Annotated in this window: 33 protein-coding genes; 2 read left to right on the plus strand and 31 right to left on the minus strand. The window is 70.1% G+C overall.

Annotated features, from left to right (window positions below; translation table 11 throughout):
• Positions 1–58: 58 nt before the first annotated feature.
• From ACFYWM_RS26205 to ACFYWM_RS26355, 31 genes are all read right to left on the minus strand, one after another.
• On the minus strand, positions 59–499 hold the full coding sequence (locus ACFYWM_RS26205; RefSeq protein WP_389918291.1) for a hypothetical protein: 441 nt from the start codon (positions 497–499) through the stop codon (positions 59–61).
• A gap of 58 nt (positions 500–557) precedes the next feature.
• Complete coding sequence (locus ACFYWM_RS26210) at positions 558–788, minus strand: hypothetical protein (protein WP_389918292.1); 231 nt, start codon at positions 786–788, stop codon at positions 558–560.
• A 134-nt stretch (positions 789–922) separates the two neighbouring features.
• Positions 923–1,477, minus strand: coding sequence for a hypothetical protein (locus ACFYWM_RS26215; protein ID WP_389918293.1), 555 nt, complete (start codon positions 1,475–1,477; stop codon positions 923–925).
• Positions 1,474–1,743: a hypothetical protein gene (locus ACFYWM_RS26220; protein WP_389918295.1), complete on the minus strand. Its 270-nt coding sequence runs from the start codon at positions 1,741–1,743 to the stop codon at positions 1,474–1,476. Before ACFYWM_RS26220 ends, ACFYWM_RS26215 begins: the two co-directional genes overlap by 4 nt.
• Positions 1,740–2,243 (minus strand): hypothetical protein, encoded by a 504-nt coding sequence (locus tag ACFYWM_RS26225; RefSeq protein ID WP_389918297.1) that lies wholly within the window; start codon positions 2,241–2,243, stop codon positions 1,740–1,742. The genes ACFYWM_RS26220 and ACFYWM_RS26225 overlap by 4 nt, the downstream gene beginning before the upstream one ends.
• A gap of 72 nt (positions 2,244–2,315) precedes the next feature.
• Positions 2,316–3,464, minus strand: a complete 1,149-nt coding sequence (locus ACFYWM_RS26230) for a ParB/RepB/Spo0J family partition protein (RefSeq protein ID WP_389918299.1) — start codon at positions 3,462–3,464, stop codon at positions 2,316–2,318.
• A gap of 57 nt (positions 3,465–3,521) precedes the next feature.
• Positions 3,522–3,824: a hypothetical protein gene (locus tag ACFYWM_RS26235; protein ID WP_389918300.1), complete on the minus strand. Its 303-nt coding sequence runs from the start codon at positions 3,822–3,824 to the stop codon at positions 3,522–3,524.
• 152 nt (positions 3,825–3,976) lie between these two features.
• Complete coding sequence (dnaN, locus tag ACFYWM_RS26240) at positions 3,977–5,272, minus strand: DNA polymerase III subunit beta (protein WP_389918302.1); 1,296 nt, start codon at positions 5,270–5,272, stop codon at positions 3,977–3,979.
• Positions 5,273–5,347: 75 nt separating this feature from the next.
• On the minus strand, positions 5,348–5,518 hold the full coding sequence (locus ACFYWM_RS26245; protein ID WP_389918304.1) for a hypothetical protein: 171 nt from the start codon (positions 5,516–5,518) through the stop codon (positions 5,348–5,350).
• Between the two features lie 153 nt (positions 5,519–5,671).
• Positions 5,672–6,172 (minus strand): hypothetical protein, encoded by a 501-nt coding sequence (locus ACFYWM_RS26250; protein ID WP_389918306.1) that lies wholly within the window; start codon positions 6,170–6,172, stop codon positions 5,672–5,674.
• Between the two features lie 26 nt (positions 6,173–6,198).
• Entirely contained in the window at positions 6,199–6,519 is a 321-nt protein-coding gene (locus tag ACFYWM_RS26255) for a hypothetical protein (RefSeq protein WP_389918307.1), read from the minus strand.
• Positions 6,520–6,612: 93 nt separating this feature from the next.
• Positions 6,613–6,861, minus strand: a complete 249-nt coding sequence (locus ACFYWM_RS26260) for a hypothetical protein (protein ID WP_389918309.1) — start codon at positions 6,859–6,861, stop codon at positions 6,613–6,615.
• A gap of 335 nt (positions 6,862–7,196) precedes the next feature.
• The gene (locus tag ACFYWM_RS26265; RefSeq protein WP_389918311.1) at positions 7,197–7,538 is read right to left on the minus strand and encodes a hypothetical protein; all 342 of its coding nucleotides are present in this window, start codon (positions 7,536–7,538) and stop codon (positions 7,197–7,199) included.
• Positions 7,535–7,849 carry a hypothetical protein gene (locus tag ACFYWM_RS26270; protein ID WP_389918312.1) on the minus strand — a complete coding sequence of 105 codons (315 nt, stop codon included), beginning with the start codon at positions 7,847–7,849 and terminating at the stop codon, positions 7,535–7,537. The genes ACFYWM_RS26265 and ACFYWM_RS26270 overlap by 4 nt, the downstream gene beginning before the upstream one ends.
• Positions 7,846–8,304 (minus strand): hypothetical protein, encoded by a 459-nt coding sequence (locus tag ACFYWM_RS26275; protein WP_389918314.1) that lies wholly within the window; start codon positions 8,302–8,304, stop codon positions 7,846–7,848. The genes ACFYWM_RS26270 and ACFYWM_RS26275 overlap by 4 nt, the downstream gene beginning before the upstream one ends.
• The gene (locus ACFYWM_RS26280) at positions 8,301–8,561 is read right to left on the minus strand and encodes a hypothetical protein (RefSeq protein ID WP_389918316.1); all 261 of its coding nucleotides are present in this window, start codon (positions 8,559–8,561) and stop codon (positions 8,301–8,303) included. The genes ACFYWM_RS26275 and ACFYWM_RS26280 overlap by 4 nt, the downstream gene beginning before the upstream one ends.
• A gap of 53 nt (positions 8,562–8,614) precedes the next feature.
• Positions 8,615–8,929: a hypothetical protein gene (locus ACFYWM_RS26285; protein ID WP_389918318.1), complete on the minus strand. Its 315-nt coding sequence runs from the start codon at positions 8,927–8,929 to the stop codon at positions 8,615–8,617.
• A gap of 121 nt (positions 8,930–9,050) precedes the next feature.
• The gene (locus ACFYWM_RS26290) at positions 9,051–9,311 is read right to left on the minus strand and encodes a hypothetical protein (protein ID WP_389918320.1); all 261 of its coding nucleotides are present in this window, start codon (positions 9,309–9,311) and stop codon (positions 9,051–9,053) included.
• Between the two features lie 66 nt (positions 9,312–9,377).
• Complete coding sequence (locus ACFYWM_RS26295; protein ID WP_389918322.1) at positions 9,378–9,686, minus strand: hypothetical protein; 309 nt, start codon at positions 9,684–9,686, stop codon at positions 9,378–9,380.
• A gap of 183 nt (positions 9,687–9,869) precedes the next feature.
• Positions 9,870–10,328 (minus strand): hypothetical protein, encoded by a 459-nt coding sequence (locus ACFYWM_RS26300; RefSeq protein ID WP_389918324.1) that lies wholly within the window; start codon positions 10,326–10,328, stop codon positions 9,870–9,872.
• 580 nt (positions 10,329–10,908) lie between these two features.
• Positions 10,909–11,307 carry a hypothetical protein gene (locus tag ACFYWM_RS26305; protein WP_389918326.1) on the minus strand — a complete coding sequence of 133 codons (399 nt, stop codon included), beginning with the start codon at positions 11,305–11,307 and terminating at the stop codon, positions 10,909–10,911.
• A 4-nt stretch (positions 11,308–11,311) separates the two neighbouring features.
• Complete coding sequence (locus ACFYWM_RS26310; RefSeq protein WP_389918327.1) at positions 11,312–11,518, minus strand: hypothetical protein; 207 nt, start codon at positions 11,516–11,518, stop codon at positions 11,312–11,314.
• Between the two features lies 1 nt (position 11,519).
• Entirely contained in the window at positions 11,520–11,753 is a 234-nt protein-coding gene (locus tag ACFYWM_RS26315) for a hypothetical protein (protein WP_389918329.1), read from the minus strand.
• Positions 11,754–11,817: 64 nt separating this feature from the next.
• On the minus strand, positions 11,818–12,282 hold the full coding sequence (locus tag ACFYWM_RS26320) for a hypothetical protein (protein ID WP_389918331.1): 465 nt from the start codon (positions 12,280–12,282) through the stop codon (positions 11,818–11,820).
• A gap of 65 nt (positions 12,283–12,347) precedes the next feature.
• Positions 12,348–12,827: a hypothetical protein gene (locus ACFYWM_RS26325; RefSeq protein ID WP_389918333.1), complete on the minus strand. Its 480-nt coding sequence runs from the start codon at positions 12,825–12,827 to the stop codon at positions 12,348–12,350.
• A complete protein-coding gene (locus ACFYWM_RS26330; protein ID WP_389918335.1) occupies positions 12,824–13,162 on the minus strand; it encodes a hypothetical protein in 339 nt (112 codons plus the stop codon). The genes ACFYWM_RS26325 and ACFYWM_RS26330 overlap by 4 nt, the downstream gene beginning before the upstream one ends.
• Entirely contained in the window at positions 13,149–13,514 is a 366-nt protein-coding gene (locus ACFYWM_RS26335; protein ID WP_362684150.1) for a hypothetical protein, read from the minus strand. The genes ACFYWM_RS26330 and ACFYWM_RS26335 overlap by 14 nt, the downstream gene beginning before the upstream one ends.
• 9 nt (positions 13,515–13,523) lie before the next feature.
• Complete coding sequence (locus tag ACFYWM_RS26340) at positions 13,524–13,814, minus strand: hypothetical protein (RefSeq protein ID WP_389918337.1); 291 nt, start codon at positions 13,812–13,814, stop codon at positions 13,524–13,526.
• Positions 13,815–14,048: 234 nt separating this feature from the next.
• Complete coding sequence (locus ACFYWM_RS26345; RefSeq protein ID WP_389918338.1) at positions 14,049–14,273, minus strand: hypothetical protein; 225 nt, start codon at positions 14,271–14,273, stop codon at positions 14,049–14,051.
• 135 nt (positions 14,274–14,408) lie between these two features.
• Positions 14,409–14,864 carry a hypothetical protein gene (locus ACFYWM_RS26350; protein WP_389918340.1) on the minus strand — a complete coding sequence of 152 codons (456 nt, stop codon included), beginning with the start codon at positions 14,862–14,864 and terminating at the stop codon, positions 14,409–14,411.
• A 20-nt stretch (positions 14,865–14,884) separates the two neighbouring features.
• On the minus strand, positions 14,885–15,238 hold the full coding sequence (locus tag ACFYWM_RS26355) for a hypothetical protein (RefSeq protein ID WP_389918341.1): 354 nt from the start codon (positions 15,236–15,238) through the stop codon (positions 14,885–14,887).
• Between the two features lie 555 nt (positions 15,239–15,793).
• Between ACFYWM_RS26355 and ACFYWM_RS26360 the strand changes: the two genes are divergently transcribed.
• Together ACFYWM_RS26360 and ACFYWM_RS26365 are read left to right on the plus strand one after the other, a co-directional pair.
• On the plus strand, positions 15,794–16,261 hold the full coding sequence (locus tag ACFYWM_RS26360) for a hypothetical protein (RefSeq protein WP_389918343.1): 468 nt from the start codon (positions 15,794–15,796) through the stop codon (positions 16,259–16,261).
• Positions 16,262–16,604: 343 nt separating this feature from the next.
• A complete protein-coding gene (locus ACFYWM_RS26365; RefSeq protein ID WP_389918344.1) occupies positions 16,605–17,489 on the plus strand; it encodes a hypothetical protein in 885 nt (294 codons plus the stop codon).
• Positions 17,490–17,577: the final 88 nt, after the last annotated feature.

Below are 17,577 nucleotides of genomic sequence, written 5' to 3' on the forward strand. Positions count from 1 at the left end.
CTGACGCCCTCCTGGTGGAGTGGATAAAGCCGAGTGGATATATCAACAACATAACATGCTATGCATTTAATAGTACAGTTATGTGCTGGATGGAATGCTCGGAAGATTGCCGCGCGTCCTCCAGGGACGGCGGGCCGTCGCCGGCGGCGGCCGCGGCCGCGTCGCGGAGGGCGCGGCAGTCGCGTGAGATTGCGGCGAGCTCCTCCCGGACGAGGGCTGCGGCCACCAGGTCGGCCTGCTCGGCTTCCCGGAGGGCGCGGGTCCGGGCGTGAAGGGCGAGCGACAGGGCGCGGCGGCACTCGTCGTAGAGTCGCTCGGCCCGCTGCCTGCGCTCGGCCGAACCGCCGAACCCGTTGAGCCTCTCGTCTCGTGCGACGGTGCGGAACCAGTGGGTCCGGCCGTCGTCGGCCTCGTACTGGGCGAACAGGGCCGCGACCCCGGCGCGCAGGTAGGCGTTGGCTTCTGGGCTGCGGGTGTAGACGAGCCGGTCGCGGATCACGCGGTCCTCCAGAGGTCAGGGTGGGGCGGCCCGCCGGGCGGCGGGCCGTAGGGGGCGGTCAGATGGCGCGCGGGATGCCGTCGCTGTCGCGCTCGACGCGCACGAGCGCGTCCGGGGGGTAGGTGCCGGTGAAGCCGTCGGCGCCGGGCCAGCGCACGATGACGCAGCCGACGCCTTCGTTCGCGGTGAGGTCGTGGCCGATGACGGTTCCGACCGCGGTCTGCTGGTGGGGAGTGCCGTCCATGGCGGCGCGCATGGCGACGTCGCCGGTGATGCTCTGGGCGTCCATCGGCGCCTCCTGGGTGGGCGGTAGAGTCGATTTTTTATATCTTTATCATAGCAATCTATGTTTTTGATATGAACCTGTTTCTGTAGGTGAGCCGCAGAAAAGCCCGCCACCCCTCCCCGGCTCGGGCGGGCTAGCTACTCCTGGGATGCCTCGGCGTTGAGCCGGTCGCAGATCTCCTTCATGATCTCGTGGCTGGCCTGCTTGGGCGCGCGGCCAGGTCCTTCCCGGTAGGCGAGCCCCGTCTCCAGGTCGAGGACCTCGAAGTGCGTCGGCCACGTCATCGACACGACCTTGTACCGCTCGGGCACGTCGTAGGGTGAGAGCCGCTTCTCGATCGATGCGTTGCCCGTCATGTACCAGCCGCCGGTCACCAGGCGGCTGCGCCGCATCTCCAGCCGGGTGCAGCCGTTGGCCGCCAGGTGCCGCAGGAACTCCAGCGGCGTCGGATCACTTTTCGCCCGCCGGATCGCCAGCGGCTCCAGCTCCATGTACGCGACCTCCTCGGCTGGCGGCTGGTCGTCCTGCAGCGACACGATCACCGCTGGGCTGCCCGCGGTGAACCGCAGCCGGGTGCCGTCGATCGCGATCGCAATGGCCGCCTTCGAGGTGACCGCCGCGGCGCCCTCCGCCTGCGCGATTACCTGCGCCAGGTCGAACATCGCCTGGAAACCGTCCTCTACCTCGATCATCGTCGCTGCTCCTCGCTGTCGTCTTCGTCGGTGATGGGTGGCGCCTGCAGCAGGACGGCGCCGCAGCCGTCGCAGCGCAGAGCCTCCTCGTCCGGGTCCAGGTCGACGGTCCACGGGTGAACGTCGCCGACGTGCTGTTCGGTGTCGGCGAGCGTCTGCGCGTCCTCGTGCGACAGGCATCCGGGCGCGCACAGCACTCGCTGGTCGCCCAGCTGGTAGGCGATCGGCGGCGGGCCGGAGACCCGCGCCCGGAAGCCGGCGTTCACGACCGGCTCCCGGCGGGTGGTGCCGCGTGCGGGGCGGCGGGGGGTGGGCTGGTCACGTCTGTGACCTCCTGATGGCTGGCGGTCGGGTGGGTTGGGTGTGCGGGGGTGACGAAGGGGGCTGAGAGCGGCCGTGAGCGCGCCGTGCCGGGCGGTGTCCGCGGGCTCGGCACGGCGCGGAAGGCCAGGTACGATGGCGGCTGGATCTCGCCCCGGTGGGCGGCGCGGCGCGCGGCCCGGCACTGCCGCTGGTCGCAGTAGGCCAGCTCGCGCCGCCGGTCGCGGTCCCACTCCCAGGCGCGCGGGCGGGCCCGGCACCAGGAGCAGGCCCGCACGGTTTCCGTGCGGCTCGTCGTGGTGATCGTGATGGGCAGGTTGCCGTCGCTGGCGGAGCGGTACAGGTCGGCCACGCGTGCGTTTCCGAGCAGGTCGGCACGCAGGACCCAGCTGAGGCCGATGTAGTCGACGCGGTAGAAGCGCTGGGTCCGGCGGACGGTCGTCATCGTGATGTTGTCCCTTCCCACACCCCCCACGGCCATATCTCAGCCGCAGGATGTTATGGATTTGATAGTCATCTAGGCGGCGGTTGAGGCGCTGTCGTCCTGAATGGGCTCGGCCTGGGGGGCGGCGTGCAGGGCGCCGGCGTTGACGGCGGCCAGGGCTTGGGCGGTGCGCAGCGTCGCGATGGCCTTGACCGTGACCTCTTTGAGGTGGTCGATGTGCTTACGCTGGGCGGCGATGCCTCCCGGGGCGGCGGCGAGAAGCACGGCGAGTTCGCCGGGGTCCATGGCCGCGACCTCCGCCAGGATGGCGCCCGCACCCCCGAGCCACTCGATCTTGTTGAGGAGTGCGTGTCGCGCCACAGCGATGCGCTCGCCCTCTGCGACAGGCTTGTCCGGCTCGCCGAACAGGCCGTCCGGCTCGCCCGCGCCGATCACCCGGGCGGGGACGTGCGCTTCTTCGGCCAGGACGAACACGCCGCCGTGGGCGGCCTGGCGCTCCTCCTCGGTGCGGCACGTCTGGGCGAGGACCTCGGCGTCGCGGACGGTGGCGAAGTCGCCGCGCGTCCACCGGGCCAGGAGCCGGGTCTGGTTGTCGCCTCTCAGGTGGGTGAGGTACGAGGCGAGGCCGAGCGGGATGTGCCCTTCGGCCAGCGCCTCCCGCACCGGGACCACGAGGTTGAGCAGGTCGATTCTCGCGCTGATGTAAGCCGGCGACTTGCCGCACATGGCGGCCACTTGCTCGATGCCGTAGTGGTTGTCGACCAGCCGCTGGAACGCCGCGGCCTCCTCCAGCGGGGTCATGTCGACCCGGCCCACGTTCTCGGCGACGGCCCGGGCGAAGGCGCCGGGGTCGCCGTCTTTCACGCCGTGCATGACGAGGCAGTGCATCTCGGCCAGGCCGGCGATCTGGGCGGCCCGCCACCGGCGCTCCCCCATCACGATGGTGTACCGCCTGGTGTCCGGGATGTAGCGGACGCTGATCGGCTGCAGCTGGCCGAGTTCTTTCATCGACTGGGCCAGCTTGTTCAGCTCGGCCTCGTCGAAGTGCTTGCGCGGCTGGTCCGGGTCGCGGTCGATGCGGTCGACGGGGACGGTTTTGGCGACGATGTTCTTGGCCGTCGTGTCGGACGTCCGGGCCACCGCGTCCACCGGCGCCGGGGGGTTGGGTGGGGTGGCGCCTTCGTGGAGCGCGGACGGGTCGGCGGTGGTCTTGGCAGCCATGCGGGGGCCTCCTTGGCAGTAGGGCGGAATCCTGTTCTGGTGTTGGGTCGGGGTGGGCTAGCTGGCGGCCAGGCCGAAGAAGAACCAGCCGATGCGGGTGCCGGTCTCGTCGCAGATGGCCCAGGCCGCGCACTCGTCGCGGCGGCTGATGCGCGGGTCGTCGAGCCGGTCACGGAAGGTCTGGGACGCCTCGGTGAGGGTGACCGGGGCGGCGTCGAGGATGAAGTAGCCGTCCGTGGTGGAGATGCTGCCGTTGTAGGGGCCGTGGCCGTACTCTCCGACGGCTGCGTCGATGGCCTCCTGGTAGGCGGCCTCCACGTCAGGTGTTGCGATGTAGTCGGTGAAGGGGTGGGCGCCCATGACGGCCTCCAGGTGAAAAAAGCCCGATTTCTTATATCAAAATCATAGCAATCGTTGATCTTGGTGGGCGGGTTTTACCGTATTTGAGCTGGGAGGATACGTTCAGGCGTACCGTCGCCCGCCCGGCGTCGCTGCCGGGCGGGCGGCGCGGGTCAGCTCGCCAGGCGGATCGGCATCAGCAGGTGCTCGTAGCCGGGGATGCGCTCCCCGTCGTCGGCGACGCCCACGAAGACCGCGGGCAGGAGCGGGCTCGCCACATTGAGCCGGGCCGTGGGCCCGGCGGCCGCGCCGACGGCCTCCAGCAGGAAGGCGTGGTTGAACGCGATCGCCATCTCCTCCCCGCTCCACGTCACCGGCAGCACCTCCACGCCCTGCGCCTCGTCTCCGGTGCCCGCCTCGATCGTGACCTGCTCACCGGCGAACGTGAGCCGGATCGGGGTGTCGCGCTCGGCGACGAGCGCGACCCGCTTGACCGTCTCCACGAACGGGCCGGCCGGCAGGTCGGCGTGCGCGGTGAACTCGGTCGGCATCAGTTCCCGGAACTTGGGGAACTCCGGGTCCAGCAGGCGGGTCGTGGTGCGCAGGCCCCCGGCGGACAGGCACAGCATCCCGGCGCCGTGCTGCTCCCCCGGCCCCGACAGCGAGACCTCCACCTCGTCGGCGCCGGCGAACGCCTTGGCGGCGCTGGCCAACACCTTGGCCGGAACCACCACCGCGGCGGTGAAGCCCTGGGTGTGCGGCCGCCAGGCCAGCTCGCGGACCGCGAGTCGGTAGCGGTCGGTCGCAGCCACCGTGACCGTCTCGTCGGCGATCTCCAGGCGGACGCCGGTCAACATCGGCAGCGTCTCGTCACGGCTTGCAGCAACGGCCGTTTGTGCGACTGCGGCGGCGAGGGTGGCGCCGTCCACGCGCCCGGCCAGGGGCGGCGCCTCCGGCAGGTTGGGGTAGTCCTCGACCGGCATGGTCAGCAGCGTGAACCGGGCCGGCCCGCACGTCATGGTGACCTTGACGCCGTGCACGGCGACGTCGATCGGGTAGGCGGGAAGCGCGTGCACGATCTCGGCGAGGACCTTGCCCGGCAGCAGCAGCTGCGCCGAGCCGTCGAACGTGGCCGGGACGGTCGCCTCGGCGGACACCTCGTAGTCGAACGCCGACAGGCGCAGCTCGCCGTCGGCCAGGTCCAGGCGGATGCCGGCCAGTACGGGAACGGAAGGGCGGGAGGGCAGGGAGCGCGCGGTCCAGGCGATGGCGCGGGCGAACTCGTCGCGGCCGACACGGAAGCCGGTGAACACCGCGGGCGCGGCCTGCTTCTGCGCGTCGGGCTGCGCCTTGGCCTTCTTTTCGGCCGCGGCCTTCTTGCCGGCCGCCCCCTTGGGGGCGGCCTTGGGACCGGCCGCGCGCTTGGCGCGGGTCGTGCTCTGGGGCTTGTTCTCGGTCGTGGCGGACATGCGAACTCCTTCGGTGAGGAAGCGATCGGAGCGGGCGAAGAGGGTGGCCACCCGGGGGGGGGCGGCCACGGCTGGTTACGGGAGGGTCTTCCAGGTCCCGGCGGGCAGCTTGGCGGCCTGCTCGGAGTACAGGCCGACCAGGTTGATCACGGTGCCGCCCGCGCCCTCGAAGAACCAGTTGCCCTCGCCGCGGGGCTTGGCGCCGTGGCTGAACTCGAAGGACTCGGTGTTGATCTCGGCGCGCATGGCGACTCCTTGGAAGGGGCGGTGACTACCGTGCTTATATCTAAATCATATCAATCTATGGTTTTGATAGTACAGCGGTTGGAGGTCTGACCAGCAGAAATGTCCGCTGGATATCCGGCGTCCTTCCCGGCCTGACAGGAGGTGTTCACCGGCTCACCGTCGGGGCGGCTCGGCCTCCTTCACGATGCGCGCGTACCCGTACTCGGCCCGCGCGCCTGGGACCGTCTTACTCGCCGCGGTGATGGTGACCAGTTCGACGCGGCCCTCGACGACCAGCTCGTGCAGCGACGGCGCGTCCCGCACTGGAAGCCAGCCGACCGGCAGCCCAGGCCAGCCGGCCCGGATGATCCTCCCGCGCTCGCGGTTGATCGCGGCCACGATTGCCGCCTTGCTCTCCTCGTTCGCCGGGTTGAACTCGAATCCCGTCGCGCCGTCCGGGGCGGGCGCCGGATCGGCGCACTTGGAGCGCTCGGCTTCACGGACCTTCCCGATCAGCGAGATCAGCTCCCGCGACCCGCCCTTCCAGGCGAGGTCGCAGATGAGCGCGTACTCCTCCGGCGCGAACTCGATGCCGTCGAGTGCTTGGCGTACCTCTTCGCGTCGAGCCTGGGCGATCCGGGCGGCGGCCTCGCCGAAGTCAATCGTGGAACTCATGGTGACCTCTCGTGTCGGGGAGCGGGTCAGGCGGCCTGGGCGGCGATGTGGGCGAGGCGGGAGCCGAGCTCCTCGCGCAGGGGCATCGTGTCGGGGTCGCCCTCCTCTTCGAGGTCGGCGAGCATTTCCTCGAGTGCTTCCTGCTCGCCGACGGCGCCGAGCGGGTCGGCCGTCCCGGGGCCGCACAGGTGCAGGTCCGACAGCAGCGACAGGCGGCCGGTGCCGGTGTCAGACCGGATGTAGCCGAAGTCGCTCGCGACGCAGGCCTCCTCCAGGATGAACCGCTCGCCGGGGCGGCCGGTCCAGTGGACGTGGTCGAGGCCAGGGGCGCTGCAGATGACCGTCATGGGATACGACTCCTTCGTGCTCGCTGGAGGTGAGGGCCAGGTGGTCTTCCGGGGGGCGGGGCGGGAAGCCCTTCGGCCTCCCGCCGCCGCCGGCTAGACGAGCTGCTCCAGCTCGTCCGGGTCGGCCGCCAGGAGGCGGTTGGCCTCGCGGGCGCTGGCCAGCTTCCACTCCAGCGAGCTGGGGTTGTCGCCTGCGGCGGCCAGGCCCTGCTGGATGAAGGTGACGACCACCGCGTGGGGAACGCGCTCGTGGAGGCGCTCGGCCTGGTCGAGGAGGTCGGCGACGCCGGGGGCGAGGAGGGGGGTGCTCAGGTCGGCGGAGAGGGTGTCGAGGAGGGTCATGGGGTTCGCCTTTCGGAGGTGGTGAAGTGGTGAATTTCTATATCTAAATCATAGAACAGTATGAATCTGATAGTACAGCTGGTGGGCGGAGAAAACGAAGAAAAATGCGGGGAATTATCCGGCTGGAGTGCAGGGATCGGCCGGCCCGGCGGCCGGGGACCTCCCCGCCAGGGGGCCGCACTCGCGGGCGGTGGCCGGCTGTTTGACCTCCAGCTCGACGCCGATGCTTCCCCAGGCCACCCCAGCCGTGGCCAGCGCCCCGGACCTCGGCGTGCTCGGATCGGTCGGGGCGAACCCGGCAGCCTTCTGCCGCCGGGCCACGGTCGCGGCGAACGTCAGGCGTTCACCTCCAGCGGGGACTCCTCAAGCCAGGCGCGGACGACGACCCGGGCGCCCAGGTGCCAGCCGGTCGCGCGGTACTCGCCGCCGTGGCCGGGCAGCTTCTCCCACGACGGGGTGACGCCCAGGCGACGCGCCCACTCGTCGACCGCGTCGACCCGGCCGGCCGGGTCTCCGTCGTCGCGGATCCCGAGCAGGGAACCTGCGGTGTGCTCTGCGGCCTGCACGTGCCACAGCAAGGCGGGCAGCTCCTCGGTGAGCAGGTCGGCCAGGGCGAGCGCGGCACGGCCCTGGCGGCGGTGGAGGCGGTTCGGCAGGCAGGTCACACTGAAGATCATCGCTTTTCTCCTTCGCTGGCGGTGCTGGAGGTGAGACGGCGCGGCAGCCGGAGCCACTGCGCCCGGGAGACGCAGGAGACGACCTCGCCGGGACGCACGTGCAGGATCCCCGTTCTCGGCTCGCCGGGGGCGATCGCCACGGCGGCCTCCCAGCGGATTCGCCAGGAGCCGCCGCCGAAGTGCTTCGTGGCGAGCACGAAGCCGTACACGTCGTTGGCGGCGAGAATCGGCGACGCGGTGACGCGGATGATGTGGCGGTTGGTCAGCGCGTCGGGCGCGACGGGGTGCAGGTCGGGCAGGACGACGCTCACGCGGCCTCCCTCCGGGTCAGGGCGAACAGGTCGAGCTGGGCGGCCCGGAGGGCAGGAGAGTCAGGCTGGTCGGATCGGCCGGGCAGCACTGCGGAGGGGTCGAGTGTCGGGGAGGTGGGCGAGGCGTGATGCACGCAGCAGGTGCCCAGGTGGTACTGGCAGGCGTCGATGGTGCGGCCTCCGGAGCGGCGTGCGGTGTACCAGCCGCTGTTGTGGGTGGCGGCCTTCAGGCGGGCTTCGGTGACCGTGTCGGCCGTGACCGTCACGCGCATGCCGCAGCCGCCCGCCTCGCAGTCGAGGACGACGCGGGCGACCTTGGCGGCAGCCGTTTCGGGGTGCATGGCGGCGAGGAGGGCGCGGGCCGAAGCGACGGATTCGACGGCGAAGCCCTGGTCGTCGTCGCACCACAGCAGGTCCGGATGCTCGGGACACGACAGGAAGATGTGGGCGGTCATCGCCGGGCCTCCGTGGCGGCGAGGTCGGCCACCCACTGCGCGCCGACCCTCACGACGAACACGGCGATCGCGGTGGCGCTCGACTCGGGCCAGCCCTTGGAGAGCGCTTCGGCCTTAACGTCCGTTGCGGCTTTCACGGTGGCGTCCTTGACGTCCATGCCGGCCAGGACGTGCCAGCCGATCTGGGTGAGGGCGCGGTGCTTGAGGCTGAGGTTCTGCGGGGTCTTCGTCTCGGCGCGCGTCGGAGTCTGGTTCACGGCCTGTCCTCTTTCTCGGGGCGGGAGGGGGCCGGCGGCCCCCTCCCGGGCGATCAGGTGAGGCGGGCGAGCCGCTCGGCGAGGTCGCCCTGGGCGGCGAGCTGGAGGGGGCTGAGCGACTTTCTGGCCTGCAGCTGGGCGGCCAGCGCTCGCATGGTGGCGGCGTCCTCGCCCTCGATCGTGTTGGCGAGGTCGAGCATGTAGAGGCCGACCCTGGTGACCGCGACGGTTCGCGCCTCGTCGAGCTCTCCCCGGTTGCTCTGGCCTCTGACGAACAGCCTCCATATCAGGTCGAAGTGGCAGAGCGCGGTGCGCACGTCCTCGCGTTGGATGGTGAGCTGGTTGCTCGTCATGGCTCCGACGGTCATGGCGTCCTCCGGGGGTAGCAGTGAAACGCTTGCTTATATCTAAATCATAGCAATCTATTCTTTAGATAGCATGGAGGTGGCGGTGATTTACCTGCAGAAATACGCTCGCGTACGGGTGCCGTCAGATGAGGCAGACAGCCAGCACGTAGTAGCTGACAGGCTCCAGGAACGTTCCGGCCGGGGCGGCGACCAGGTCGTGGGCGCGGTACGCCCACTCCTCGGGGCCCTCGTCCCAGACGATGGTCCACTGGCGGCCGTCGAACCCCTCTTCCATCAGGTGAGGCCCGTAGCCGGGCTGGGCCCCGAACGCGGTGGCGATGTCGGCGACGAGCCGCTCGATCTCTTCGCGGCTGCACACGTAGGTTCCGGTGGCGAAGTCCATGACGTCCTTCCGATCGTTGGAGGTGGGAGGGAGGCGAGGGCGGGTCGGAGCCCGCCCCGGTGGCCACTAGGCGGTCCGGACCTTCACGGCGAGGTCGAGGAAGGCGCCGGCGGTCCCGTCGGCGACCATGCGGGCAACGAAGGCGCTCTCGTCGTCGGCGAGGTCCACACCCCGCAGGGCCTCCGGAAGGCTGCTGATGACCCGCCCCTCGAAGATCAGCTTGTTGGCCAGGTTGAGGAACGTGGTGGGCGCGTTGAGGCGGACGAGGTAGTCGAAGAAGGCCCAGTTCTCGCGGGTCATGGGGTGGGAGCCGAGAGCGGCGTAGAGGGCGTGGATGCTCTCGACCAGGGTGGGGGTGGCGGTCTTGGCGCTCATGGTCTCTCCGTGGAGGTAGTGAGTTTTGTTATATCAATATCATTTCCGACTATGATTTTGATACACACCGAGCTGCGAAGAATTGCCGAGAAAATCGCAGGTCAGAGCCCCACCACGAAGATCACTGATGTGTGGGCGCCTTCTCCCCTGTCCAGCCGGAGAGGCGCCCACGAGGAGCGTCGGCTACACCGAGCCGACCCCCCTGCGCACGGTGACGACGCGCGTCTCCTCCAGCAGCGGAAGGTACTTGGAGACCGCGTTCGGCACCTTCATTCCCAACACCGTGGCGATCGCCTCCCACGTGACGCCGGCACTTCGAGCGTCGGCCACGGCCTGCAGCCGGGCGAGCTCGGCGTCCCCCGCCTTCTTGTGGGCATGACGGACGGCGAGCAGCGACGGCCCCGCCGGATCGGCCTCGTGCTCCCACTTCTGGCGCGGGGTCCGCTCCTCCAGGAGCGGCTTGAACTTGCGCACGGCGTTGGGCTGCGCGATGCCCAGCTCGGTGGCGATACCCGCCCAGGTCGCCTTGACGTGCCGGGCGTCCACGACGGTCTGGGTCACCTCTTCGTCGGCCTTCTGCACGTTCTCGTGTGCTGCGCGGAGCGCGGCCAGGGCTTTCGTTTTGTCCTCTTCCACGCTCATAGCAAAAGCATCACACGCTATGGATGTGACAGCAAGTCGCCTGGCGGGGGCGATGGTTTCCGACCCGCTGGCGGCGTGCTCGTTGCGGCACTGGTCGCCGGGTGCTTCGCGTGTTCAACCGGTCCCCGTAACGCCGGTCGCCTCCCGTAGCCTCGCGGCACGGGGGGCGACCTCGCGGAGTGCTTAGAGCACGTTCACGAAGACCAGCACGTTGTTGAGAACGTCATTCAGAATGTTGATCATGGGTTGCTCCTGCTTCTTGTTGTCGACATCGACTGGACTGCCTGCCCCTCGGCCGTGACCCGAGGTCGCCGGGGGCGGTCCGCGGGCTCGGCCGCCGTCGCCGCTCACCAGTGACCGTGTTTCGGGCAGTGGGCCGCACGCACCACGCCGTTCCACGGATGCCAGTGGCAGCCGCACCGCAACGCGTTCCCTGGTACGAGGTACAGCGCGACGTAGAAACGCGCTTTCGCCCACCACGTGACCGCGGCACGCCCTGACGGGTGCGGTCCGGTGCGTTGCAGCCGCCCCGCCTTCGCGGGCGGCGCGTACGCGGACGAACCGGTTCGGCGAGGGCGGGTCATGGGGTGGCGCCCGGGCACGGCCCGCCGCCGCCCGGGCAGCCCTCGGTGAGGAGGTTCACGCCCGGCGGCGGAGCGAGGCCGGGGCCGTTGGCCGATCCGGACCGGTCGGTCATCATCGCGGCCGACCCTTCGTAGGTGCTCGGCGGGCGGGAGGCGTCCGCGGCGGGCGCGTCCGGGTCGGGGCTGAGGGCCAGGCCCGCGTTCGCCCACATCGCGACGTGGCGCAGGTACCACAGCGCGCCGTCGAGTTCGTTGCTGGACGGCACGGTGTCGACCAGCGCGTGGGCCAGCTGCCGGCAGCGGTCGCGTACCGCGACGTGGGCGTCCCGCCGCTCCGGTGACGCTGGCGGGTGGAAGGTGAACCAGTGGTCGATCTGGTCGTGGGGGTCGAGCACGTCCCTATCCGTTCTCGTGGGCGCGGGCCGGGCGGCTGCGGGCCGCCTGGAGGGTCGCAGGTGAGCTCACCGCGGCGTCGCCGTCCCTGCCGGCCTGCGCGGTGAGCTCCAGGTCGGCCGGGAGCGGCAGGTGGAGGCAGCCGCTGAGGCCCGCAGCGGGCGACGCCGCCGTGGTGTTGCCGCCCCTCGGCGGCTCAAGGACGGCGCTCACGTCACCCCCCACCTCTGACGATCTTCGCGTTGGGGGGCGGCGCGGAAGCGGGCGCCGCGGGGGTGGCCTGTTTCGCCGCGACGGTGACGGTCTTCACGGGCGCGGTGGCACCGACTCGCTGCTTTTCGGCGGCGGCTTCCTGGGCGGTGGTGTACGGGTCACTTTCGGTGCCGTCGTCGTAGACGACGACGAACCGGGTGACCTGCTGGTTTTTCTTGTTGCAGCCGCATCCCATCGCGGTTCCTCCTATCGGGTGACAGCGGCCGGGCGGCCGTGTCGCTGAGCCTGGGCGGCGCCGGTCACACACCGCTGCACACGCCGTCGTCGATGGTGTGCAGCAGCGTGATCGCCCAGCTGCGCCAGGCGACGACCTCCTGCGCCGCGCTGCGGTCTGGGCAGTGCGAGCACCAGCCGATCAGCCGGTGCGCTGATTGGCTGTGGCCCAGCGGCGCCGACTCGGGCGTTGGCGCGCCGGTCGACGGGCAGTGGGCGTCGCGCGGGATCGGCGCCGTACGAGCCGGCGGCGGATCGTAGGCGTCCGGATCCTTGTCGGCGTAGGCGTCGAGGCAGATGCCGGTCGCCAGCAGCGCGGCACGGCACGCTTCGCAGATGCCCGCGCCGCCGCACCTCCACTGCCACGATTCGCGGCGGGCCGCGTAGACGACCTCCCGCCATTCGGCGCGGCACACCGTGCACCGCCGTGGGCCGCCGCACCTGGTCTTGCCGCCGCCTGGTCGCGGGATGACGTGGCCGTGCTCACCCATCGGCGGATGAATCTCAACCGGAGGCGCGGGCGGGTCATCATGGCCGGCTGAGCTGTCGAGGTCTGTCATGGGCTCAGGTCCTCCAAGGCGGCGCGGGCATCGTCGAGGGTGTCGAACCGGCCGGGCAGCGTCCCGGTGCGGTCAGCGATCCGGTAGAAGATGCGCTCGCCCTTGCGGTGGAAGTAGATGCGCCGGTCGCGGTGCTCTTCGACGAGGCCCTCGGGGTAGCCCAAGCTCATGCGGCCGCCCAGGCGCACGAAGTCGTGGGCGTGCTGCAGCAGCCCGTCGGGGACGGGCACGTCGACGCCGAGCCGCTCGTGCAGCTGCTGGTACAGGCCTGTCAGCAGGAACACGAATCCGATGTCGCCGGGCGGTGTCGGGCCGGTCTGGCGGGTGATGGCCTCGATCCGGCGGATCAGCCGCCGGCATTCCTGGGACTGCTCGGGCGGGTTGATGCGGCTGCGCTGGTAGGCGGCGGCCAGGTCGTGCCACAGCTCGGCCAGCTCTTCGCGAAGCGCCCGGTGCAGGCGGCGCAGCTCACTCATCGAACGTCCTTCATCGGTGCGGCGGAAGGTGTCATCGCGGCGTTGATGGCGGCGTTCGCGGCGTCCAGCGCGCCCGGGTACGGGGCGAGCGCCCGAATGATCACCGGGGCGAGGGAGCGCCACAGGTGCGGCTGGTCGGCGCGGATTATCACCCAGCCGGGGTGGCCGCAGCGGCGGGAGCAGAACCCGGCCACCGGGTCGCCGGACGCGCCGCCCACGATGAGGTCCAGGTCGTGGCCGTGGCGTGCGCACTCCCGCCGGTTCAGCTCGGTCTGCGCGCCGCCCAACGTGTACAGCGGGCCGGCGGCATCAGCTCGCCCGCTAGTGGCGTTCACGCTGCTCATCTCCTGTCGTCAGGGCCCGCATCAGCCAGCGCGTCTCGTGCGGCAGGCCGGAGCGCAGCAGGTCTCGGACGTACTCGTCGACGACGGCGACCAGGTCGCCGCGGTGCGGCAGCACCTGCTGCAGGCAGGTCCAGGCGTCGGCGAGCAGCCGGTCCAGGTCTTCCTCACGGGCCGGGATCTCGGTGTGCAGCTTCCAGGCGGGCAGGTGCTGGTACTGCGACCTGCGGTCTCGGGTCAGGAGCCGTTTCCCGGCGACTTCGAGCGCCCGCATCACCGCGACGTTGGCGGCCAAGGCGACGCACTCGGGGTCGTCGGCGTCGATCGGCGGGACGGGCGAGGCCACCAGGGGACCTCAGTCGTCCAGCTGGGTGGCGGCGATGCCGTACAGCCAGGACGCGCCCAGGCCGGTCGCCAGGAGCCGGAACCAGGCGCGGTCGCCGTAGCGGTAGGCGAGGGGGACGGCGACGGCGGCGACCCAGATGGACGCGCACCAGCCGCAGCCGACCAGGTAGGAGGCGCGCGAGTCGGCGCCGAAGCGGCGGTCGACGTATTCGCGGATCGGCCGGGCCAGCTCGTCGGAGGTGATGAACCGCGTGATACGGAACACGATGGCGAGGACGGCAAGAATCAGCGGTAGGGGCACAGTCATTGACTGTAGCCACATAGCTTCCAAGGGCAGGTCAGGGCCCCTTTGCCGTGTCCTGGGGCAGGGCGGGGGTGGCCCAGGAGGTGACGACCGCCTCCCAACGGGGGACGCAGTTTTGGCAGTACCAGCCGTTGATGAAGCGGCGCGTCGGGATGGCGCCGCAACGGCGGGAAACCCCCTCCTGCGGGCGAACGTAGGTGCAGGGCGTCCGGTACAGCGGGTGGACCTCGGTCACCCGCCGGTGGCACCCGCGTCGAGGACGCCGCCGCAGGTGGCCAGCACCATGAGGGCGATCAGTCCGGCGTAGCCGGCGGCGAGCTTGGACAGGGCGAGGTAGGCCGAGCCGATGAGGACGGCGGCGGAGATGAACGCCACGGCGGTGAGGGTCAGGGCGCGGCTGCGGGCCGGCGGCGATGTGGGGTGGCGCGGCGGCCGGGCAGGCGTGATGCGAGGCATGGAGGACTCCCCCGAGTTCCTGGTGCGGTAAGGGAGACCCTATCGAGGTGCGGGGAGACAGTGGCTGCTGTTACCCCGATGGGTTGCTGGACTTTGCCCAGCTCATGCCTGAGGTGCGGCTGGTGAAGGGGCGGTTCAGCCGTTGTCGTGCGGCGGGGTCTGTTCGGCGGCGAGACGGCAGTCGACGACGAAGCGAATCACTTCGTCGTCGCCCATGAGGTAGGTGGCGATGATGTCGGCCGGGGGCACCCATTGCCGGGTGACGAGTTCAGCGTCGACGGGCAGCCCGGCTGTGGCCTGCGCTGCGCGGTAGAAGGCGACGGTCGCCTCGGCCTGCTGACGGTCGAAGGGGTTGTCGGCGTTGGTTTCGATACCGCGGGCGGGCTGCTGGGCCCACGGGCCGGTCCACCAGGTGCGGCGCACCCCGTACTCGGCGGCGGGTTCGGTCGGATGGTTGCGGATCCGTTCGCGCAGTTCTGCGCGGGCGCGCAGGTCATCGTCGGTGAGGCGGGGGTGGGAGGCCAGGGCGGTGAGAAGCTCGGCGGCGCTTCTGCTGTCGGCGGCGTCGGGGGCCGGGGGGTCGATCGTCATGGTGGGGGCCTTTCGGGTGTTCAGGCGGCCCGGCGGGCGGGGCGGGCGGTGTCGAGGATCGCGGCGGCGGCTCGGTGGTAGCAGCGGCGCTGCCTGAGTCCGGCCGGGCAGGTGCAGCCCTGGAGGGCGACGAGGTAGGTCGTGGTGCCGTCGGAGCTGACGGCGGTCCACAGGTGCGGCCGGCTGGTGGGGACGATGCCGCCTTGTTCGATGACCTCGTTCGCGTGCTCGATCTGGGCGGGGGTGTAGTCGGTGAGTTCGGTGTGACGGGCGGCGGCCAGGACGATGGACTTGCAGCGGCGGCCGCGCTTGTCGGCGATCGACTTGGCTGAGCGGAGCACTCGCCCGCAGCGCAGGCAGTGAACCTTGTCCACCTGGTCTCCCTTCAAGGTCCCCCTGTAGATGCAATTCTTACACTACAGATGTACGGGGACAGTGACAATGGTTACCCGGTAAGAAATTGACGTGAAACAGGGAGTTTTCGCAGGTCACGAGGGTGTATATGCCGAATGCCCGGATCTGGTGATCCGGGCGTTCGGTGCCGTTCTTCTCGCGGCGGATCCGGTACAGCCCGCCCCAGGGGGCTGCTCGGCGCGAGCAGGAAGGCGCCCCGTCGCCGGTGGCGCCGGGGCGGTGAACCTCGCCGCACGAACTCTCCCCCCAGGGAGCTCGTGCGGCGAGGCCGCAGAAGGGGCGCCTGGCCGCGCGTGGCGGGGCGCCGCACGTATGCGTGCGCCGCCGCCCGCACCGGGTGAATCCTGGGAGATCCACGGCGGCGCACTGGGCGACAGTATTTCATCTGACACCATAGATCGCTATAGGTCGCCATAGAAATATAGTGTGATCTTGTTGGCGGCCAGCCCTTTGTCCCCCAAATGCAATAGGACGATGTATTCATAGGGCTATCTATCGTCTGTCATGCTGAGCGCGTGGATCCTGACGCGTTCCCGGACTACGGCCGGCTGGCCGCCGCGGTCAAGAAGCGGCGCCTGGCCCTACGTCTGTCGCTCGCTGGCGCCGCGCGGCAGGGCACCATGAGCCCGATCACCTGGACCCGGGTGGAGAGCGGGCTCAACGTCCGCGAGCTGACCTACGCCGGCATCGACCACGCCCTGCGTTGGGAGCTGGGCAGTTCCGTGCGCGTTCTGGAAGGCGGCGACCCGACGCCGCTGCCGCCCGGCGAGGCCGCGCCAGATACGCCCGCCGAGGACTCGCCGATGCGCTACCCGGACGACCCGATCCTGCAGTACCTGTGGGACCTACCCGACCCCGATCTGTCCGACAGTGAACGGGAGGCGCTCGTCCAGCTGTACCTCGCACTGCGGCGCACCACCGACAACAACCGGCTCAACGCGGCCAACCCCGGCCAAGGACAGACCTTCCGTAACGCGATGTAACCATTTGGTCACAGACAACCGTGAAGTGTTGCCGGAACCCCAGGTCGCGCGATGAGGTGAAGAACCCTCCGAAATCCTGCGCGTTTCACCAGGCGGTCAGTTAGTGACAGAGAGTGACGACACTTCAACAATCCGTGAAATAGTGGCAGCGCTTCTAAAACGCCTCCAGGCGAGAAGCCGCTCCCCTTCCATCTCCGACATCACCACCCGCATCGAACTACAGCAGCAGGTCAACGGCCTCAAACGTGCGTTAGACGCAGCCGTCAGCCTGCACGCGGTACCCATCGAGTTATGCCACACCTTGCGCGCCCCAGCGGGCACATCCCACATCGTCGAACTCGCCGTGGGCGATCAGCTTGTGCGCGCGGTCATCACCCCCGTGGGCCACGTCGACCCCGAACGCGAGCTCGCGGTCTGGCGTGACCTGCTCGAAACGGCCACCATCTGCGTCTACCCCGGCGAACAACTACGTCGGATGCAACCGGCGATCCTCGCCGTCCGCCTGAGCACGGAAATCCTGGTGGTCAACACCGAACATCCGCGGGCCATCGTGCGCGCCGCGATGAAACTCCTGCAGCCGGGCGCACTGGTACCGCTACCTGTGGCGTGGATGTTAGACCAGGCACGCACCCGGCCCGGCCGCACCAGCGCCGCGGTCGCCGGCGTCGCGGTCGCCCTCACGCTGACGCTCATCAACTACCCCGCATCACCGGTGTCTCGCGATCGCCCCATTGTCGCCGCCGTCCCCTCCTTCGCCCCTTCGTCCGCGCCCGTCACCGACGCACCCGCCGACGCGCCCACCGACAACGACCCGGCCCCCACTCCCCCGCACACCGTTTTCCAGTCGGCCCCGCCCCCCACCGGCGCCCCCAGGAACGATCCACCACCCGACCGGCCTCCCGACCAGGACGACCCGGACGACCCGAATCCGCGTCCGACCGAGCGGAGCGAACGACAAGAGAAGGAGGACGACGAGAACTCCGACACCGGGGAGACCCCCGACCGGCCAACACCTACGGCACGACCAAGCATGTCGGCCCCGCCCCCAGGTGAGGACGCGGCTCCGACACCACGGTCTTCGTCACCTCCGGACCGACCCTCCTCTCCTTCCAGCCCCTCCCCGCCCGCCCCGTCTCCGACGCCCGCGCCGACCAGCGACCCGCCGCCCTCGAAACCGCGGTGCCATGTGCTCGACGTCGACCTGCCCATCCTCGACGTCTGCGTCTAGTGCTTTGTTCCTTTTTGGGCGGCAAGATCAGGCGTACGATCAGTGCCCAGTAGGTCGTTGATGGGCGGTGAGGCAGTGCCGAAGCTCC

This window comes from Streptosporangium sp. NPDC002721 (genome assembly GCF_042888905.1).
GTDB lineage: Bacteria > Actinomycetota > Actinomycetes > Streptosporangiales > Streptosporangiaceae > Streptosporangium.

What these genes read in the sequence shown, in the direction of transcription:
- ACFYWM_RS26210 (WP_389918292.1), bottom strand. Translation starts at nt 788, where the DNA reads ATGGACGCCCAGAGCATCACCGGCGACGTCGCCATGCGCGCCGCCATG.
- ACFYWM_RS26215 (WP_389918293.1), bottom strand. Translation starts at nt 1,477, where the DNA reads ATGATCGAGGTAGAGGACGGTTTCCAGGCGATGTTCGACCTGGCGCAG.
- ACFYWM_RS26225 (WP_389918297.1), bottom strand. Translation starts at nt 2,243, where the DNA reads ATGACGACCGTCCGCCGGACCCAGCGCTTCTACCGCGTCGACTACATC.
- ACFYWM_RS26230 (WP_389918299.1), bottom strand. Translation starts at nt 3,464, where the DNA reads ATGGCTGCCAAGACCACCGCCGACCCGTCCGCGCTCCACGAAGGCGCC.
- ACFYWM_RS26235 (WP_389918300.1), bottom strand. Translation starts at nt 3,824, where the DNA reads ATGGGCGCCCACCCCTTCACCGACTACATCGCAACACCTGACGTGGAG.
- dnaN (WP_389918302.1), bottom strand. Translation starts at nt 5,272, where the DNA reads ATGTCCGCCACGACCGAGAACAAGCCCCAGAGCACGACCCGCGCCAAG.
- ACFYWM_RS26245 (WP_389918304.1), bottom strand. Translation starts at nt 5,518, where the DNA reads ATGCGCGCCGAGATCAACACCGAGTCCTTCGAGTTCAGCCACGGCGCC.
- ACFYWM_RS26250 (WP_389918306.1), bottom strand. Translation starts at nt 6,172, where the DNA reads ATGAGTTCCACGATTGACTTCGGCGAGGCCGCCGCCCGGATCGCCCAG.
- ACFYWM_RS26255 (WP_389918307.1), bottom strand. Translation starts at nt 6,519, where the DNA reads ATGACGGTCATCTGCAGCGCCCCTGGCCTCGACCACGTCCACTGGACC.
- ACFYWM_RS26260 (WP_389918309.1), bottom strand. Translation starts at nt 6,861, where the DNA reads ATGACCCTCCTCGACACCCTCTCCGCCGACCTGAGCACCCCCCTCCTC.
- ACFYWM_RS26265 (WP_389918311.1), bottom strand. Translation starts at nt 7,538, where the DNA reads ATGATCTTCAGTGTGACCTGCCTGCCGAACCGCCTCCACCGCCGCCAG.
- ACFYWM_RS26275 (WP_389918314.1), bottom strand. Translation starts at nt 8,304, where the DNA reads ATGACCGCCCACATCTTCCTGTCGTGTCCCGAGCATCCGGACCTGCTG.
- ACFYWM_RS26285 (WP_389918318.1), bottom strand. Translation starts at nt 8,929, where the DNA reads ATGACCGTCGGAGCCATGACGAGCAACCAGCTCACCATCCAACGCGAG.
- ACFYWM_RS26290 (WP_389918320.1), bottom strand. Translation starts at nt 9,311, where the DNA reads ATGGACTTCGCCACCGGAACCTACGTGTGCAGCCGCGAAGAGATCGAG.
- ACFYWM_RS26295 (WP_389918322.1), bottom strand. Translation starts at nt 9,686, where the DNA reads ATGAGCGCCAAGACCGCCACCCCCACCCTGGTCGAGAGCATCCACGCC.
- ACFYWM_RS26300 (WP_389918324.1), bottom strand. Translation starts at nt 10,328, where the DNA reads ATGAGCGTGGAAGAGGACAAAACGAAAGCCCTGGCCGCGCTCCGCGCA.
- ACFYWM_RS26315 (WP_389918329.1), bottom strand. Translation starts at nt 11,753, where the DNA reads ATGGGATGCGGCTGCAACAAGAAAAACCAGCAGGTCACCCGGTTCGTC.
- ACFYWM_RS26320 (WP_389918331.1), bottom strand. Translation starts at nt 12,282, where the DNA reads ATGGGTGAGCACGGCCACGTCATCCCGCGACCAGGCGGCGGCAAGACC.
- ACFYWM_RS26325 (WP_389918333.1), bottom strand. Translation starts at nt 12,827, where the DNA reads ATGAGTGAGCTGCGCCGCCTGCACCGGGCGCTTCGCGAAGAGCTGGCC.
- ACFYWM_RS26345 (WP_389918338.1), bottom strand. Translation starts at nt 14,273, where the DNA reads ATGCCTCGCATCACGCCTGCCCGGCCGCCGCGCCACCCCACATCGCCG.
- ACFYWM_RS26350 (WP_389918340.1), bottom strand. Translation starts at nt 14,864, where the DNA reads ATGACGATCGACCCCCCGGCCCCCGACGCCGCCGACAGCAGAAGCGCC.